The sequence below is a fragment of the Legionellales bacterium genome, assembly GCA_026125385.1.
Lineage (GTDB): Bacteria > Pseudomonadota > Gammaproteobacteria > JAHCLG01 > JAHCLG01 > JAHCLG01.
Map to the genome: position 1 here is coordinate 106456 of JAHCLG010000005.1, position 16346 is coordinate 122801.

Annotated in this window: 17 protein-coding genes; 14 read left to right on the top strand and 3 right to left on the bottom strand. The window is 40.8% G+C overall.

Annotated elements, in window-relative coordinates:
- Positions 1 to 153: 153 nt before the first annotated feature.
- Positions 154 to 822 carry a murein L,D-transpeptidase catalytic domain family protein gene (locus KIT27_03360; protein MCW5588680.1) on the top strand — a complete coding sequence of 223 codons (669 nt, stop codon included), beginning with the start codon at positions 154 to 156 and terminating at the stop codon, positions 820 to 822.
- A 93-nt stretch (positions 823 to 915) separates the two neighbouring features.
- Here KIT27_03360 and KIT27_03365 read toward each other — a convergent pair whose 3' ends face one another.
- The 3 genes from KIT27_03365 to KIT27_03375 form a co-directional block, all read right to left on the bottom strand.
- Positions 916 to 1653: a phosphodiester glycosidase family protein gene (locus KIT27_03365; GenBank protein ID MCW5588681.1), complete on the bottom strand. Its 738-nt coding sequence runs from the start codon at positions 1651 to 1653 to the stop codon at positions 916 to 918.
- Positions 1654 to 1812: 159 nt separating this feature from the next.
- Positions 1813 to 2199, bottom strand: coding sequence for a hypothetical protein (locus tag KIT27_03370; protein MCW5588682.1), 387 nt, complete (start codon positions 2197 to 2199; stop codon positions 1813 to 1815).
- Positions 2200 to 2265: 66 nt separating this feature from the next.
- Positions 2266 to 3675 (bottom strand): flagellar hook-length control protein FliK, encoded by a 1410-nt coding sequence (locus tag KIT27_03375; GenBank protein MCW5588683.1) that lies wholly within the window; start codon positions 3673 to 3675, stop codon positions 2266 to 2268.
- A gap of 366 nt (positions 3676 to 4041) precedes the next feature.
- Between KIT27_03375 and flgB the strand changes: the two genes are divergently transcribed.
- The 13 genes from flgB to KIT27_03440 all read left to right on the top strand — a co-directional run bounded on the left by flgB (position 4042) and on the right by KIT27_03440 (position 16247).
- Positions 4042 to 4449 carry a flagellar basal body rod protein FlgB gene (gene flgB, locus KIT27_03380; protein MCW5588684.1) on the top strand — a complete coding sequence of 136 codons (408 nt, stop codon included), beginning with the start codon at positions 4042 to 4044 and terminating at the stop codon, positions 4447 to 4449.
- A 5-nt stretch (positions 4450 to 4454) separates the two neighbouring features.
- Positions 4455 to 4886 carry a flagellar basal body rod protein FlgC gene (gene flgC / locus KIT27_03385; GenBank protein ID MCW5588685.1) on the top strand — a complete coding sequence of 144 codons (432 nt, stop codon included), beginning with the start codon at positions 4455 to 4457 and terminating at the stop codon, positions 4884 to 4886.
- Positions 4887 to 4930: 44 nt separating this feature from the next.
- Positions 4931 to 5599: a hypothetical protein gene (locus KIT27_03390; protein MCW5588686.1), complete on the top strand. Its 669-nt coding sequence runs from the start codon at positions 4931 to 4933 to the stop codon at positions 5597 to 5599.
- 33 nt (positions 5600 to 5632) lie between these two features.
- A complete protein-coding gene (locus KIT27_03395; GenBank protein MCW5588687.1) occupies positions 5633 to 6871 on the top strand; it encodes a flagellar hook protein FlgE in 1239 nt (412 codons plus the stop codon).
- 15 nt (positions 6872 to 6886) lie between these two features.
- Positions 6887 to 7624, top strand: coding sequence for a flagellar basal body rod protein FlgF (locus KIT27_03400; protein ID MCW5588688.1), 738 nt, complete (start codon positions 6887 to 6889; stop codon positions 7622 to 7624).
- A 10-nt stretch (positions 7625 to 7634) separates the two neighbouring features.
- Complete coding sequence (flgG, locus tag KIT27_03405) at positions 7635 to 8426, top strand: flagellar basal-body rod protein FlgG (protein ID MCW5588689.1); 792 nt, start codon at positions 7635 to 7637, stop codon at positions 8424 to 8426.
- Between the two features lie 11 nt (positions 8427 to 8437).
- Positions 8438 to 9127 (top strand): flagellar basal body L-ring protein FlgH, encoded by a 690-nt coding sequence (flgH, locus tag KIT27_03410; GenBank protein MCW5588690.1) that lies wholly within the window; start codon positions 8438 to 8440, stop codon positions 9125 to 9127.
- A 13-nt stretch (positions 9128 to 9140) separates the two neighbouring features.
- Positions 9141 to 10253 (top strand): flagellar basal body P-ring protein FlgI, encoded by a 1113-nt coding sequence (locus tag KIT27_03415; protein MCW5588691.1) that lies wholly within the window; start codon positions 9141 to 9143, stop codon positions 10251 to 10253.
- Between the two features lie 12 nt (positions 10254 to 10265).
- Complete coding sequence (gene flgJ / locus KIT27_03420) at positions 10266 to 11252, top strand: flagellar assembly peptidoglycan hydrolase FlgJ (GenBank protein MCW5588692.1); 987 nt, start codon at positions 10266 to 10268, stop codon at positions 11250 to 11252.
- A gap of 30 nt (positions 11253 to 11282) precedes the next feature.
- Complete coding sequence (flgK, locus tag KIT27_03425) at positions 11283 to 13259, top strand: flagellar hook-associated protein FlgK (GenBank protein MCW5588693.1); 1977 nt, start codon at positions 11283 to 11285, stop codon at positions 13257 to 13259.
- On the top strand, positions 13256 to 14500 hold the full coding sequence (flgL, locus tag KIT27_03430; GenBank protein ID MCW5588694.1) for a flagellar hook-associated protein FlgL: 1245 nt from the start codon (positions 13256 to 13258) through the stop codon (positions 14498 to 14500). The genes flgK and flgL overlap by 4 nt, the downstream gene beginning before the upstream one ends.
- Before the next feature lie 72 nt (positions 14501 to 14572).
- The gene (gene pomA, locus KIT27_03435) at positions 14573 to 15340 is read left to right on the top strand and encodes a flagellar motor protein PomA (GenBank protein MCW5588695.1); all 768 of its coding nucleotides are present in this window, start codon (positions 14573 to 14575) and stop codon (positions 15338 to 15340) included.
- A 16-nt stretch (positions 15341 to 15356) separates the two neighbouring features.
- A complete protein-coding gene (locus KIT27_03440) occupies positions 15357 to 16247 on the top strand; it encodes an OmpA family protein (GenBank protein MCW5588696.1) in 891 nt (296 codons plus the stop codon).
- Positions 16248 to 16346 lie beyond the last annotated feature (99 nt).

The window sequence follows — 16346 nt, forward strand, 5'->3', positions numbered from 1 at the left end:
TTGAAGCGAGGCGCTGAGCTAAACATGCGAAAGAATATTTATCACGTCGCAGTGTTAATTCAGCAATCCAATTTAAAATTCAAAGGTGAAGAGTATTAAATGCTAAAGCTGTATTGGCTCTATTAAATTTTAATTAAGGGAAGGGGAAAAAAGATGGTAAAACGTTTCTTAATGGCAATCGTGTTATTAAGCTTTTCTTGGACTGCCTTTGCCAATTGGCACGCAACTCCGCAAGCAATTTCTCCGTTATTCAACCAACTTTCACATCAAGCACCCAGCTTAAATAAGCGCGTATTATCGTTAGCACTCACGGCTTATTATCGTGCGAAACAACAAGGCTTAGTGCGTCGCGATATTCTCACCGTCATCGATTATGAATTAGCTTCACACATGAAACGGATGTGGGTATTTAATATTCCGCAACGCCGTTTAGAATTTCACACCTTAGTGGCTCACGGACGTAATAGTGGCTTTGATAAACCCTACCGTTTTTCCAATATTCCCTCGAGTTTACAATCATCGATTGGCGTATTTGCTACAGGGCAAGTGTATTACGGCCATGATGGTATTTCCTTACGTTTACAAGGTTTAGAACCTGGTGTGAACGACCGCGCCTATAATCGCGATATCGTTATTCACGGTGCAAATTATGTCAGTCAACAATTTGCCGCCCGACATGGCCGGTTAGGGCGCAGTTGGGGATGTCCTGCGGTGAGTGAAAAAGTCGCACGCCCTTTAATTGAAACCATTCAAGGGGGTTCGATTGTTTTTGCGTATTATCCCAATCATCGTTGGTTAGGCAGTTCACGCTTTTTAGCGTAGAACTGATTGGCAATTCGCTATGGCTTAGCGTAGCTCGTTGACCTTGAGCACGCGCGCCCAGCTGATACGCCGTAAAGTGAGTAACGAAATTTCTTAATTGGGTAGAACAATAATCGCATCACTCACTTCGCGAAAGCTTGGAATATCCAGGGTAAAATGCTTTATCGTGGCATAGAGTTGTGATGAACTGCCGCCGTCTAAATTTAAAGCGTCGCGACAATTCAATCCTGTTTTATCTTGCATAATTTCTGCTAATTGGGTGGTGCTAAGCGGTGTACCATCACTCACCAAAATAATAATACGATTATCCCCAGTAATGCCGATGGCAGAACGTTCTTTATAACCGTCTTTTAAGGAAGGTATGGCGCCATTGATTAATAAACGAGGTCCCGCTTGCAGCGCAAATTGAATATCAGGTGACAAACGAAAATCTTTTTTAGCAACAATCATGGCTCGATGATGGCGAGTAATCGCAAAAATTCCCCACCAACTGGTATCTTTGAGGGAATTAAGAAGTTTGCCTTGAGTCACGCGTAAACCGAGTGGCTTTAATTCTGGTGAAAAAAAACCGCCATTAATCGCTAACCAAGCACGCGTTTGTAACGCCAGTGATTTGACTGAGGCACTCATTTGCTGTTGATCGCGCGCAAAGACCAGTTGCAGATGATAGTGGGATAAATCAAAACGAAAGGCATGAATGACGGTGTCGCCCTGATTCAGTGGAAAATGCATTTCGCTGTATTCCATTTGTGGCGCAAGCATTTGCCAATGGATGGATTTGGCGGGGAGTAACAGAGGTATGCAGGTAAGCAGCAATATTAAATATTTCATCTTAACTTACTATTTAGCATGGGAAAATTCAAAGTTTAACAGAAGCTAATTTTTGATCTCAAGGAAAATCAAGGAGATTATCTTTAAAAGCATTATCCCGCGAAGAGGGGCGCGGGATAATTTTTTAGTAAGGGTGTGTTCGAGAATTTTATACAGACGCTAAGCCGCCATGTCGTATAGAGTATAAGCCGCCACCGTCACAAACACGGCACATAAGCAAGTAAACAGTGTTTTACCAGCATTAAGGCGATACGTTGGTTGCATTTCATTATCATTAGCGCATCGTACTTTCACATCACCTACCACACCACTTTGAATGGTTTCTTCGACAGGGGCTGCAAATACCGAAGGTTCATTGAAAAAGCCGGCCCACCAGCCTTCTTGCCAATAATGATATTCACGTGATTGTTTTTTATAAGGATTTGAGGCTTCACTAATACCGCGTTGTCCTTGGTCATAACCCTCAAACCAAACATCTTCATAGTCTGGATGAGCAATTTCCATTTGTAATAATAACTCTGGTAAGTAATCGCGATTTTCAGCCATGGTCGTTACCCCATAATGTGTTGTTCTTAAATCTAAGTATAGCTCAAAATAATTAAAAACAAGTGATTACGCGTAATAATCCACTAAGCCATTCATGACGATAGTGTGTTTTGCACTGCTCGTAGAAATTTCTTCCTCAGTTTCAGCAGTCACCATCGCATCAGTGGATGAAGATTGAAAATTTCCTTGATCGGAGTGCTGTTGTTGACGTTGTTGAGTGGCAACAGAAACATCCCCTAAACTCAGCCCAGACTGTGCTAACAATTCACGTAATCGCGGCAAGCTATTTTCTAAGGCATCTTTAACCGCTGAATGTTGAGTGGTAAAACTTAAATCCGCTTGTGTGCCATCCATTTTAATTTTCGCGTGAATAGTGCCTAAATCGGGAGGATAAATTTTAATTTCGGCACTATGCAAATTATTTTTAAGCATCATGACAATTTTATCACCAAAACCATTATTCCAATCCGCCTGACCAAATGGCGTAGTATGATTAATCATAGGAACAGTTTGCGTAGGCAGGTTGCTATAAACTTGATTGGGCATGGTTTGAATCATTTCTTTACCCATAACATTGCCTAGCTGATGCAAATTTAAAAAAAGATTATCTTGATCAAATTGGGTGGCTTGTTGCGTGAAGAGTTGAGCAAAATGCGCATTAAATTTTGCTTGAGTATTTGGCGTGTTGGTGTCTAAATTTGCTTTCGCTTTAACAAAATGCTGAGTGAGCATAAATTCATTTTCTGAGGTATTTTCACTGCTAGAATCTATAACCGCATCGATGTCTTGATTAAGATTCTCTTCATTGCTGAGTGCTGGATTAATGACTTGCTGCGAATTATTGGCAAGTGTAACAGCGGCAGCAGTGGGTTGATGAATTATTTTTTCTGACGCTACCTGTGGAGAGTTCTCTACAGTTTGAGCTGAATTAACAGCGGTTTGAATAGGTTGATTATTATTAATGGTATTGGGATTTTGAGCATTTTCAATCATAGGATCGATAATTGGATCACCATTGACATTCGCATTAGTGGGAGTTGTCGTTGGAGTATTCGTGCTATTAAGATCAGAATAAGCTACTGCATTTAAATCTTCGATGGTTTGATAAGCGATATTGGCAGTGAGAGGTTGGCCGTCTACAGTGGATGCGGTTTCTTGGGTAATTGTTTCAGTCGTTTGTTGGGTTTCATCCTGTTTTTGACTGGTATCCGTTTTAGATTTTTCTTGAGTAGCATTATTTTGTTGCGCTGTTTCATTAGTAGTATTTTTTTCAGGATGATTAGAATTTTTTTCTTTGGCTTCTTCAGTATTTTTTACTGTTTTATCTTGTTTTATTTTTTTTTCTTCTTGATTCATTACTTGAGAAAAGGCTTCTTTATTTTTATCAGTAGTAGAATTAGTTTTGAAATTAACCGATTCCGATTTTGCTGTAATATTTGATACGTTGGCAATTAAATTTGCTGGTAATTGACTCATTGACATACCCTCATTATAGGTTTTTCATTCCTTTGATGTCTCATGCATTAACGTTGATAACGGTTTAAAACGCAAAAGATTACCTTTAGGTATAAATGATAGAAAGGATTTGGCAAGAAAAAACTAAAAAAATAATTAAATCGGCAAATCTTACCTTATTGCTAAGGTAGGATTTGCCGTAAAAATGTCCTAAAAGCTAGGACTAACAGTGTTTTAAGGGTAATCACTTTATTTATCGGCACGAGTTAAGAAAACCTTAATTTTTTTTTATAAAAAAATGGCGAAGTGTGAAATGCATCCTATACTTTTTTCATAAGACAGATTTTTATTAAAGTTTTTTAGAGTTCTGTCGATAAGGAGATACTCATGAATGGCGATACAATTTTAGGAGTGCACGGACAAGCGCTACTACTCCGCGAAAAACGCACCGCCATTTTATCGGCTAATATGGCGAATGCTTCCACGCCTAATTATAAAGCGAAAGATTTTAATTTTTATCAAACCCTACAGCAAACCACGGGAATGACTCCTAATAATGCAGAAAAACCCATTAGCCTGGCAACGAATCGTTCTGATCATCTTGGCAATGAAAGTGAAATTGGCATGATGCAATTAAAATATCGCATTCCTCATTTTCCAGCATTAGATGGAAACACAGTAGATAATGATTTAGAGCAAGGCGCATTTGCCGATAATGCCTTGCGTTATCAAGCGAGTTTAAATTTTTTGCGTAATCGAGTTGCCGGAATTTTAACGGCAATTAAAGGAGAATAAATTTTATGAGCTTGGAAATTGCCATGCGCATAGCGTCTTCGGGAATGAGCGCACAAACAGTCAGACTCAATACTACGGCCAGTAATTTTGCCAATGCAAATGTTTCTTCACGGACTGAAGAAGGAGCTTACCGTGCGCTTAACCCCGTATTTTCTACGGTGATGTCCAATGAAATGTCAGCATTCGATCCTTTGCGTCAAGCTGCGCAAGGAGTAGGGGTCACGCAAATTGTAAAAAGTGATGCGCCGATCGATCAAAAATACGATCCCACCAATGTCAATGCCAATGAAAAAGGTTATGTGTATTTATCGAATGTTAATACGTTTGATGAAACGGCAAATATGCTATCGGCCTCAAAAGATTATCGGATGAATTTAGAAATGTTTGTGACGTTACGGAATATGACGCAACGCGCATTATCAGTTTTAGAGAATTAGGGAAAATTGAACACTAAACAGGGAAATAAAAAACGAGGGTAATTATGGATACAACAAGCGTGCAAGGAAGTAATTTTTTAGCCAGTTTGGCATTGCCCCAAGAAAATAAAAATAAGAATAAAGACTTGGGGCAAGAAGAATTTTTTAAAATTCTCACCACTCAACTGCAAAGCCAAGATCCGCTCAACCCTGAAGGTGGTGCCGATTTTATCGCGCAAATGGCGCAATTTAGTAGCCTTGAAGGTATTAATAAATTAAACGATACCATGAGCAGTTTAAGCAGCAATATTCTTTCAAGCCAAGCGTTACAAGTTTCTTCATTGATTGGAAAATCCATTCAAGTATCAAGTACTTTTGGATCACTCAATGCCAAAGATGGTTTAGCAGGTTCGGTAAATTTAACGGAACCCGTCACGGATTTAACCGTATCTATTACCGATAGTGCGGGTAGTGTAGTGAAAAAATTATATCTTGGTAATCGCAATAGCGGATTAGTGGATTTCAAATGGGATGGAATTACGGATAACGGTATGAAAGCACAAGATGGTAATTATTTTATAAAAGCTGAAGGGATGAGTGCTACAGGACAAAAAGCCTATACCACCAATGCCACGTTCCCCGTTGAAGGTGTGGAATTAAATGGTGCTGCGGGTGCGATTATTAATTTACCCGTAGGCTCCGTCAGCTTTAGCGATGTTGTGAGAGTCATATAAGGAAGTAGCGATAAGGACTTAAGGAGATTAAGGATGTCGATTAATACAACAGCAATTTCAGGACTACGAGCTGCAACCACGCAATTGGAATATACCGGCAATAACATTGCCAACGCCAGCACGTATGGATTTAAACAATCTTATGTGGATTTAGCCGATAGTTTTGCGCAAGGCCGTTCGGGTCGCCAATTAGTGAATGGGGTGCAGGTGCAAAATATTGGCACCGACTTCAGTCAGGGCGGGTTTTCATTAACGTCACGCCAATTGGATTTGGCGATTACCGCCGATGAAAGTTTTTTAGTGATGCGCAGTTCAGTGAATGGTGAAACCTCTTATACGCGTGCGGGAAGAATGCAAGTGAATAAAGATGGTTTGATTGTGAATGCCAATAATGAACGTTTACAAGCGTTTGCCATTGACACTACCACTGGAGTCACTTCGGCGACTTTAAGCGATGCGATTATTCCAACGACCCCTTTAGGCGCTACAGCGACTACTACCGCCAGTTATGAAGTTAATTTAGATGCCAATACAACACCAACAGCGGCGGCTGATCCTTTTGATCCGAACGACCCCACGACCTTTGACTTTAGGAATGACACGATTGTTTACGACAGTTTAGGGATTTCTCACACTTTAGAAACCTATTATCGCAAAAATACCCCTGCTACCAATAATCAATGGAATGTTTACGCATTAATGGATGGAATTGATAGCAGTATCACAGCAGGACCGCCGGCGAATTTAATTGGAACAGTAACCTTTAATAACGCAGGAACTTATGCAGCGACCACCATTCCTGCCACGATTGGTTTTACCCCCACTAATGGCGCGGCAGTTATGAGCATTGCCACGTCCTATCAAGAAGCCACCCAATTCGGTAGCGATAATCAAACTCGTCGAATTGTCACCAATGGTTTCCCCGCCGGTGAAATCACCAGTATCAATATCGATGATGATGGCATTGTTTCCGCGCGCTATTCTAACGGCCAATTACAAAACATTGCTCAACTTGCCTTAGCGGAATTTCCGGCAGTATCCGGCTTACAAAAATCGGGAAACATGTCGTATAAAGAAACCAATGCTTCAGGTCCACCCGTAGTGCAAGTTTCTAACAGTATTGGGGCATTTCAATCGGGTTCGTTAGAAGAATCCAATGTCGATTTAACTCAAGAACTCGTGTCCTTGGTAACCACGCAACGTTATTTCCAATCAAATGCGCGAGTGGTAACAACCGCCGATGAAATTACCCAAACCATTTTACAAATTTAATTAGGAGTTAATTAGATGGATCGTGCCGTTTACATTTCTGCCAATAGTGCCTCACATTTATGGAATGCATTACGAATTAATAATAATAATTTGGCGAATGTGAGCACGACCGGTTTTCGCGAAGAATTAATGAGTCTTGCGAGTCAACCGATTGAAGGTCAAGCGCTACCTGGACGAGTGAATGCGTATATCAGTGGTACCCATTTGAATACCGATACTGGTCCTCTGATCACCACGGGTAATCCATTGGATATTGCTATCAAGCAAAAAGGCTGGATTGGAATTCAAAATAAAATGGGGCAGGAAGCCCTCACGCGAGTTGGAGATTTACATGCCGATGTCAATGGCGTGTTAATGACGAGTGCCGGTTATGCGGTCATGGGCAACTCAGGTCCCATTGCATTACCCCCGCACGATAAAATTTTAATTGGTGCTGATGGTACCGTTTCCATTCAACCGCAAGGCCAACCGCCAGAAAATATCGCCGCAGTGGACAGGATCCGTTTGGTGAATCCACCCGCTAATACCTTATATAAAGGCGATGATGGCTTAATTTATTCTACAGCAGGAGGCGTGAATGCCGATGCGAATGTGCAATTGATTACTGGTGCATTAGAGGGCAGTAATGCCAACGCGGTGGATGGTTTAGTGAAAATGATCAGCATCCAACAACAACTGCAACAAAACTTGGCCATGTTAAAAACGATTGATGAACAAGCGCAAGATTCCGTGCGCATGATCCAAATTCAGTAAGGGGTAACGCATGGAAGCGTCATTATGGACATCTAAAACCGGCTTGGATACGCAACGGCGTATTCTGGAAAATATTTCTCATAATCTTGCGAACGTTAATACTACTGGATTTAAACGCGGTCGCGCCAGTTCTGTGGATTTAACTTATCAAGCGATCCGCGCGCCAGGTGGTCAAGAAAATCAAAATGATATTAATCCCACAGGCATTATGATGGGACGCGGCGCACGCATTGATTCCATTACTAAGAATTTTGAACAAGGCTCCATGATTCAAACGGGTGGTGCAACCGATATCGCCTTAGATGGCCAAGGTTTTTTTCAAATTCGTCAAGCAGATGGTTCGATTGCGTATAGTCGCTCTGGGAATTTTACCATCAATGCCGAAGGCGTTATCGTTACCGCAGATGGTTTACCCATGGAACCTTCCATTACCATCCCTGCTAATACCACTTCAATTTTAATTGGCACCGATGGCTCTGTGAGCGCCCGCGTGGGAAATGCCACGATTCCTACGAATGTGGGAACCATAGAAGTTGCTACCTTCATGAATGAAGGAGGCTTAGAACCCATTGGGAATAATTTATATTTAGCCACAGCAGCAAGCGGCGATCCGCAAACACAAACGCCAGGAACCGAAGGAGCGGGCAACGTTCGTCAAGGGATGTTGGAAGCCTCGAACGTAAATATTGTCGAAGAACTAGTATTACTGCTGCAAGCGCAACGGGCGTTTGAAGTGACGGGTAAAGGTATTGAAGCTGCGAAGGATATTATAGATTACACCACCAGAACGATAGCCTCATAAGGATGAATATTATGTTTAAACATAAAATTAAATTCGTCATATTAACTTCAGTGATTATCTTAAGTGGTTGTCGCGGACCAGAACCGAACGATGTTCGGTTCTCGCCCGTGTATCCCCATGTCGCACAAGCAAGTGCCAATCGCACGGGATCGATTTATCAAGATGCTACCGCTGTCACTTTATTTGCTGACGATAGAGCACGGCGCGTCGGTGATATTTTAACGGTGCGTTTAGTGGAAAATACCACGGGTAAAAAAGAAGCGACGACAAGCACCGAAAACAAAACCAGTATCGATGTCTCCAATCCAACCTTATTAGGCATGTCACCTAAATTTAATAATGGTCGAGGTAATTTAGGTTTTAATATGCAAAAAGATAATTCCTTTGAAGGTACCGGTGAAAGTGAACAAAAAAATAATTTGCAAGGAACGATTACAGTTTCAGTAGCCCAAGTATTGGGTAATGGTAATTTAGTGATCCGCGGTGAAAAATGGGTGCAAATTAATCAAGGCAAAGAATTTATTCGCTTAACGGGCATCGTGCGTCCTGCAGATATTGATGAAAATAATTCTGTGGATTCAACGCGCGTGGCCGATGCTCGCATTGCTTATAGTGGTACAGGCCAAGTCGCCGAAACCAATGTCGCCGGTTGGTTTGGACGCTTTTTCATGGGCGCATTAGGTGGCATATTCCCTTGGTAAGGAGAATTGGTAAATGCAAAAAATTTTAATTCTAGTATTAATGATAAGTTTTAGCCTCACCGCATTGGCTGAGCGCATTAAAGATATTGCGACTCTTGCAGGCGCGCGTGAAAACCAATTGGTGGGTTATGGCTTAGTCGTGGGATTAAATAATACTGGCGATCGCACCGCACAGGCACCGTTTACCAATCAAAGTTTTTTAAGCATGTTAAAACAATTTGATATTCGTTTACCGCCCAATGCTAATTTACAAATTCGCAATATTGCCGCCGTTGCGGTCACTGCAAAATTACCGCCTTTTGTGAAAAATGGTCAAACGATTGATATTACGATTTCTTCGATTGGCAATGCCACGAGCCTGCAAGGGGGTACGTTATTATTAACGCCGTTAAAAGGTGCCGATGGTACAGTTTACGCCGTCGCGCAAGGCAATGTTGTGGTGTCTGGAATTGGCGCACAAGGCGCGGATGGATCGAAAATCACGGTAAATTCGCCAAGCAGTGCTTCCATTCCCAATGGCGCAACCGTGGAACGTAATATTGTGTCACCTTATTTGCAACAAGGTCATATTATTTATAATTTATTTCATCCTGATTTTACCACCGCTAAACGCATGGCAGATGTAATAAATATCATGGCACAAAAACAAATTGCTATTCCTTTAGACGCAGCCTCCGTGCAAATACGCGTACCGCAATTAAAAAATGGTAATCTTGATCAACGCTTTGTCGGCTTTATTGCGGAAATTGAAAATTTAACCTTAGAACCGGCAGAAAGTGCGGCAAAAATTGTGATTAATTCTCGCACCGGTACCATTGTGATTGGCCAAAATGTGCGAGTAACGCCGGCTGCAGTTTCTCACGGTAATTTAATTGTGACGATTACGGAAAATCAAGATGTCTCGCAACCAAATCCTCTTTCAGGTGGCGAAACCGCAGTAACACCCGAATCGGAAGTGCAAGTGGTACAACAACAAAATCGTGCATTTATTTTTGAACCTGGCACTTCTCTACGGGATATCGTTCATGCCATCAATAAAGTCGGTGCCGCTCCTGGCGATTTAGTCGCGATTTTAGAAGCGCTAAAAGCCGTGGGTGCGTTAAAAGCAGAATTAGTGATTATTTAGTGGTGAAAGAATATGGATTATAGCGCACAAACGAAAATTTATACGGATTTACACGGGTTAAATAATCTGCGTAATGAAGCAAAATTTTCAAAAGCTGAAGCCATCGATGAAATTGCTAAGCAGTTTGAAGGTATGTTTTTGCAAATGATTTTAAAAAATATGCGTGAAACCTATGCAGTATTTGGTAAAGGCTTATTTAATTCCAATGAAATGGAAACTTATGAAGAATTATACGATAAACAAATGGCCTTAAGTCTTTCTGAGCGGGGTTTGGGTCTTGCGGAAATGATTAGCCAACAATTAAAACGCGCACAAGGCTTAAAAGCCGATACTGCAGAAAAAGCGCCTCAAAATCAATATCTTCCTTTACCCCATGCCTTGCCAAATAATTCTAAAGAATCTGCAAATCTTGCCGATAATAAGAATAAGCCAGGGGATTTAGCGGCATTGCCAATGCCGTTTAAGGCAGGAGAAAATAGGCAAACAGAATCATTGGCAAAAGCGGCAAAACTTACTAGCAGTGCTTTTGATTCAAAATTGGAATTTGTTCAACACTTATGGCACGAAGCCAAACCGATTGCGGAAAAACTCGGTGTCGATCCTAAAGTATTAATTGCCCAAGCGGCATTAGAAACCGGCTGGGGCAAAAAAGTGATTAAACATGCGAATGGAAATTCATCGCATAATTTATTTGGAATTAAAGCGCATGGTGGCTGGGAGAGTGAAAAAGTATTTGTGAACACCTTAGAATATCGCAATGGGATTGCACGTAAAGAACGGGCGGGATTTCGCAGCTATGGCTCATTTCGGGAAAGTTTTGCGGACTACGCACAGTTTTTGCAAAATAATCCACGTTATGATCAAGCTTTAAAAAGCGTGAGTAATCCGCATCAATTTGCCCGTGAATTACAAAGAGCTGGATATGCAACGGATCCGAATTATGCCAATAAAATTATTTCGATCATGGAAAGCGATGAATTTAAATCCGTGACACGTTAAACGTGAACACGTAGAAAAGAGGTTAAGATTATGGCAGGTATCGCAGAAATTGGTTTAAGTGGATTACTCGCTTATCGTTCGGCGTTGGCCACCACCTCGCAAAATATTGCTAACATGTATAACGAAAATTATACGCGCCGTGATGTTGTCTTAACAGAACAATCAGCAGCAGGAAATCCATTAGGGGTTTCGGTGAGTGATGTTATTCGCGTGACGAATTCCTATGTCACCAAAGAATTGCAACAAAGCACGGCGAATTTTAATTTTAATCAAGTGAAAAGCCAATCGTTAAATGAGTTAGGTAATTTTTTTAGTTTAGACGCCACCAATATTGCCATTGGCTACGAAAAGCTTTCTAATTCATTACAATCCGCGTTAGAAAATCCTTCGGTACTTGCATCCAGAAGCGTTTTTTTAAACCAAGCAAATAGTTTAGTTCAGCAATTTCAAAGTATTAGTGATGAATTAAATCGCCAAGTGCAAAATTCCAATGATAATTTGCGTGCTGCTGCCAGCGAAGCCAGTGCCTTAGTAAAACGCGTGGCCGATATTAATTTACAAATTACCCGCGCCGGTGGTACTGCCGCTCCCGATTTATTGGATCAACGCGAAGGATTATTAAAAGAATTATCGAAATTTACCCAAGTGAATGTGACTGAGCAACCCGATGGCGCCGTCAATGTTTCGTTAAATAATGGCAGCCCTTTAGTGGTGGGTAGTAAATATTATTCCTTTTCTACGCAACCTAACGCAGAAAATTCTGAATTATTAGATATTATTGTTACCGATGGCACCATTACTTCTAATATTACCAATACCATCACCACCGGAAAAATGGGTGGATTATTAAGCTATCGCGATGGTACGGTTAAAAATACATTAAATCAAATTGGCGTTGTGGCCGCAGGCATTATTGCCCAAACCAATAGCCAACATCGATTAGGGATGGATTTACAAGGCAATTTAGGTGGTAATTTTTATAACGATTTAAATAGTGCAACTGCCATGGCAAATCGTGTGTTACCCAATTTAAATAATACGCAAAATGAAACGATGACGGTCGCAATTACCGATGTTTCACAACTCACGGGTTCGGATTATCGGTTAAGTTTTACCGCGCCCAACGATTATGTGTTAACGCGTATTTCTGATAACACCAGTGTGGCAACGGGAATAGTCGCGGCTTTTCCACACACAATTAGCGCAGATGGATTTCAAATTTCCATTTCTGCCGGTACTTTACCGATTCCAGCCAGCGAACGTTATTTAATTACCCCCACACGAAATACGGCTGATGAAATGACGGTTGCTATTACTAATCCAGCCAATATTGCACTAGCAGCACCCATTCGCACAACTCCTAGTACTAGCAATTCAGGCACCGGATCGATTTCTGCTGGTGTGGTGGTTGATACCACCAATGCATCATTTACTACCACCGCACAAGCGTTAACCCCACCGATTTTAATTCAATTTGATAATCCACCGAATACTTATAGCGTTTACAATAATACCGTGCCGGGTGCTCCAGTATTATTACAAGCAGGCATTCCTTTTACCCCAGGACAAGCCAATGCGGTATTTCCAACCCCTGCGCCCTCTAATTTAGATTATGGTTATCGCGTTGATATCAATGGTACACCGGTTGCAGGCGATCGTTTTACCGTTAATTATAATACGAATGGTGTTGGTGATAATCGCAATGGATTATTACTAGACGATTTAAAAAGTTCTAAAATTTTATTTAATAATACCAGTACCTTTGCCAATGGCTTTGTGCAAGCGATTGGCACCGTTGCTTCCGATGGTAATGCCGCTAAAATTCAATTAGAAGCCAGCACGGTATTATTAGAAGCGTCACAAAATAAACGAGATTCACTTTCTGGAGTCAATGAAGACGAGGAGGCCGCGAAATTAATTCGTTATCAAAGAGGATTTGAGGCCATGGCAAAAGTATTTTCGGTATCCGACATTATGTTTAGCACTTTATTAGGATTAACGCCATGAGATTATCCACCTTACAATTTGACAGTGCCTCATTAAAATCGTTGCAATTAAGTCAGCAGCGTTTGCAAGAAGTGCAAACAAAATTAGTGACGGGAAAAAAATATTTAAATATTAATGAAGCACCCGTAGAAACTTCGCGTTTAAAAAATTTAGAAGTGTTTGGTCAACAACTAGAAACGCTGACCAATAATAATAAAATTGCTTTAAATAATTTGCAGCTTTCCGAACAAACTTTAACGTCGATGAGTAGCGTTATTCAACGTATTCAAGAATTAAAAATTCAAGCTTCCGTTCCTTCATATACGCAAGCCAATCGCAATGTGGTTGCCACTGAGATGGAAGAACGCTTGAATGAATTATTAGCGCTCGCTAATACGCGTAATACCAATGGTGAATATATTTATTCCGGTTATTCAGCCAATACGCAGGCATTTATTAAAGATTCGACTAATAATTTTGTTTATCAAGGCGATACAGGGCGTCGATATTTAGATGTGGGGATCAGCGCAACGATTTCGCTCAACGATCCGGGATTTGATTTATTTGAAAATATTCCAACAGGCAACGGCACATTTCAAGTAAGTGGTAATCCGGCGAATACTGGCTCTGGCACGATTGCGGGTGGTGAGGTGGTAAATGCCAGTGCTTATGTCAATGAAACTTACACGATTAATTTTGTAAATAATGCTAGCGGCGAATTAGCGTATACGGTAACCGGTTCCACCAGTGGGCAATTAATTCCAGCTTTACCACTCGTTATTCCCAATGATGCGCCAGCGTATTCCGATAATGCCACAATAAATTTTAATGGCATTAATATTGCCATTCGCGGTGAACCTGATGTCGGTGATAATTTCACTGTAGAACCCAGCACCACGCAAAATATTTTTACTTCCGTGCAAAATATGATTAATGCTTTGCGCCAAGGCGTCAGTAACGATGCCGATTACGCGCGTTTTATGAATGCGTTTGATGCCAATTCATTATCGTTAACGCAAGGGTTTAATCGTATTGTCGATGGCATTTCCGATATTGGTACGCGAATTAATGTGGTTGATTCAGAAACTGCTATTTTAGGGGATTTTAGTTTGCAAAACTCTATTACTTTAAGTGAGTTTGGTGACTATGATGCGATAGAAGGTAGTATTTTATTTTCACAACTTACCACTCAACTAGAAGCTTCACAACAAATTTTTGTGAAATTAAGTCAATTGAGTTTATTGAGTATTATTAATCGCTAAATTCAATTAAGTTTTTATTTTGAATACCGATATTACCTATAGAAATGTAAAAAATGGAACAAGGTGATATTAATGGATCTGGCGACACTTATTGGGTTTATCTTTGCCATCGGCGTTGTCATCATGGCAATTATTGTCGGCGGTAGTGCTGAAGCCATGTTTAATGTACCTTCCATGTTAATTGTCTTTGGTGGCACGGCTGGTGTGGTATTAATGCGCTTTTCTTTACACCAATTTTTTGGTGCAGTTAAAATTGGCTTAAAAGTATTATTTTATCGTAGCGAAACTCCTGAACAAGTGATTAGTCAAGTATTACAGTTGGCAGAAATTGCGCGTAAAAATGGTATTTTAGCGTTAGAAAATGCCGATATTAAAAATAATTTTTTAAAACAAGGCGTACAACATTTAGTGGATGGCTTAGAACCAGAAATTGTTGAAACGATGCTAGTTAAAGATATGGAAATGACAGTATCGCGTCACGAACAAGGATTGCAAATATTTAGGGCGATTGCTGATGTTGGGCCTGCCATGGGTATGATTGGCACTTTAATTGGTTTAGTACAAATGTTATCGAATTTGGGTGATCCAGGTTCTTTGGGACCGGCGATGGCAATTGCCATGCTCACCACCTTATATGGCGCCATACTCGCCAATATTATTGCTACGCCAATTGCCGAAAAACTCGAGCTGCGCTCACGAGAAGAACGCACCATGCAAGCGTTAATTATTGATGCAGTGATTGGTATTCAAGCCGGACAAAATCCCCGTATCATTAATGATATTTTGCAAACCTATTTACCGGGATCAAAACGTTCTAGTGACATTCACAAGGCCGCCTAAAATATGAGGGACTATCATGGTCATTGATGATAGTGAAAAAGAAAAAAAAGAAAAACGTAAACAAAAACGCAAAGCCGACAGCATGAAAATTGTTGCGATTAATAGTGCTACTTGGGTTGTCACCTTTGCCGATTTAATGTCATTATTAATGGGGTTTTTTGTGATGTTATTTGCTTTATCTGAAGTGGATAAAGAAAAGTTTCGTTTACTTGGAATTTCTATGAAAGAAGCTTTTGGTTCACCGGTTTCGATTAGCCTTGAACCTACCAATGAACAACCGCCTGCGGGGAAAGAGGATACGAAAAATCCGCCACTGCCCACTGCCATTCCCAAAGAAGAGGTGAGAATTCCAGTGTATACTACACAAATTCCCAATGAATTAGCACCACAAACTCAAAAAGATATGCGCGCTATTAAGACTTTGTTAAACAATGAAATTAAAGCAAAACGCGTGCAAGTCGAGCAAAAAGGCCGAATTATTGTGATCCGTTTATTAGATGCCGGAGCATTTCCATCGGGATCGGCGGAATTAACCGATGAATTTCGTCCGGTAATTTCTGAATTGGGTGAGCAATTGAAAAATATTGAAGGCAAAATTGTGATTTCAGGATTCACCGATAATGTGCCGATCAAAAATCAATTATACCGTTCGAATTGGGAATTATCGGCTTCACGCGCGTATTCGGTGGTCAAAGAATTTATTGAAAGTTCGGGCATGGATGCCGAACGTTTAGAAATTCGTGGTCATGGCGATACCCAAAATTTAGCACCGAATGACACGCCTGAAAATCGCGCTAAAAACCGTCGGGTCGAAATTATGATCGATCAACGACCCGAGATTATGCCTGAAAAAGAGGAGCGTTACGAAGTGAGAACCCCAGCAGATGTTCCTTCCATCATTCGTTAAAGTAATGAGAAAAGGCGTCGATAATAATTATAGCCTGGAACGGAGCGTAGTCTGTAGCCTGGAACGGAGCGTAGCGGAGATCCAGGATCGAAGTTTTAA

Bases quoted from the DNA above. Each gene is read 5' to 3' on its own strand.
- flgK (MCW5588693.1), top strand. From the start codon at position 11,283: ATGGCAGGTATCGCAGAAATTGGTTTAAGTGGATTACTCGCTTATCGT.
- pomA (MCW5588695.1), top strand. From the start codon at position 14,573: ATGGATCTGGCGACACTTATTGGGTTTATCTTTGCCATCGGCGTTGTC.
- KIT27_03400 (MCW5588688.1), top strand. From the start codon at position 6,887: ATGGATCGTGCCGTTTACATTTCTGCCAATAGTGCCTCACATTTATGG.
- flgB (MCW5588684.1), top strand. From the start codon at position 4,042: ATGAATGGCGATACAATTTTAGGAGTGCACGGACAAGCGCTACTACTC.
- flgH (MCW5588690.1), top strand. From the start codon at position 8,438: ATGTTTAAACATAAAATTAAATTCGTCATATTAACTTCAGTGATTATC.
- KIT27_03370 (MCW5588682.1), bottom strand. From the start codon at position 2,199: ATGGCTGAAAATCGCGATTACTTACCAGAGTTATTATTACAAATGGAA.
- flgL (MCW5588694.1), top strand. From the start codon at position 13,256: ATGAGATTATCCACCTTACAATTTGACAGTGCCTCATTAAAATCGTTG.
- KIT27_03360 (MCW5588680.1), top strand. From the start codon at position 154: ATGGTAAAACGTTTCTTAATGGCAATCGTGTTATTAAGCTTTTCTTGG.
- KIT27_03415 (MCW5588691.1), top strand. From the start codon at position 9,141: ATGCAAAAAATTTTAATTCTAGTATTAATGATAAGTTTTAGCCTCACC.
- flgG (MCW5588689.1), top strand. From the start codon at position 7,635: ATGGAAGCGTCATTATGGACATCTAAAACCGGCTTGGATACGCAACGG.
- flgC (MCW5588685.1), top strand. From the start codon at position 4,455: ATGAGCTTGGAAATTGCCATGCGCATAGCGTCTTCGGGAATGAGCGCA.
- KIT27_03365 (MCW5588681.1), bottom strand. From the start codon at position 1,653: ATGAAATATTTAATATTGCTGCTTACCTGCATACCTCTGTTACTCCCC.
- KIT27_03375 (MCW5588683.1), bottom strand. From the start codon at position 3,675: ATGAGTCAATTACCAGCAAATTTAATTGCCAACGTATCAAATATTACA.
- flgJ (MCW5588692.1), top strand. From the start codon at position 10,266: ATGGATTATAGCGCACAAACGAAAATTTATACGGATTTACACGGGTTA.
- KIT27_03395 (MCW5588687.1), top strand. From the start codon at position 5,633: ATGTCGATTAATACAACAGCAATTTCAGGACTACGAGCTGCAACCACG.
- KIT27_03390 (MCW5588686.1), top strand. From the start codon at position 4,931: ATGGATACAACAAGCGTGCAAGGAAGTAATTTTTTAGCCAGTTTGGCA.
- KIT27_03440 (MCW5588696.1), top strand. From the start codon at position 15,357: ATGGTCATTGATGATAGTGAAAAAGAAAAAAAAGAAAAACGTAAACAA.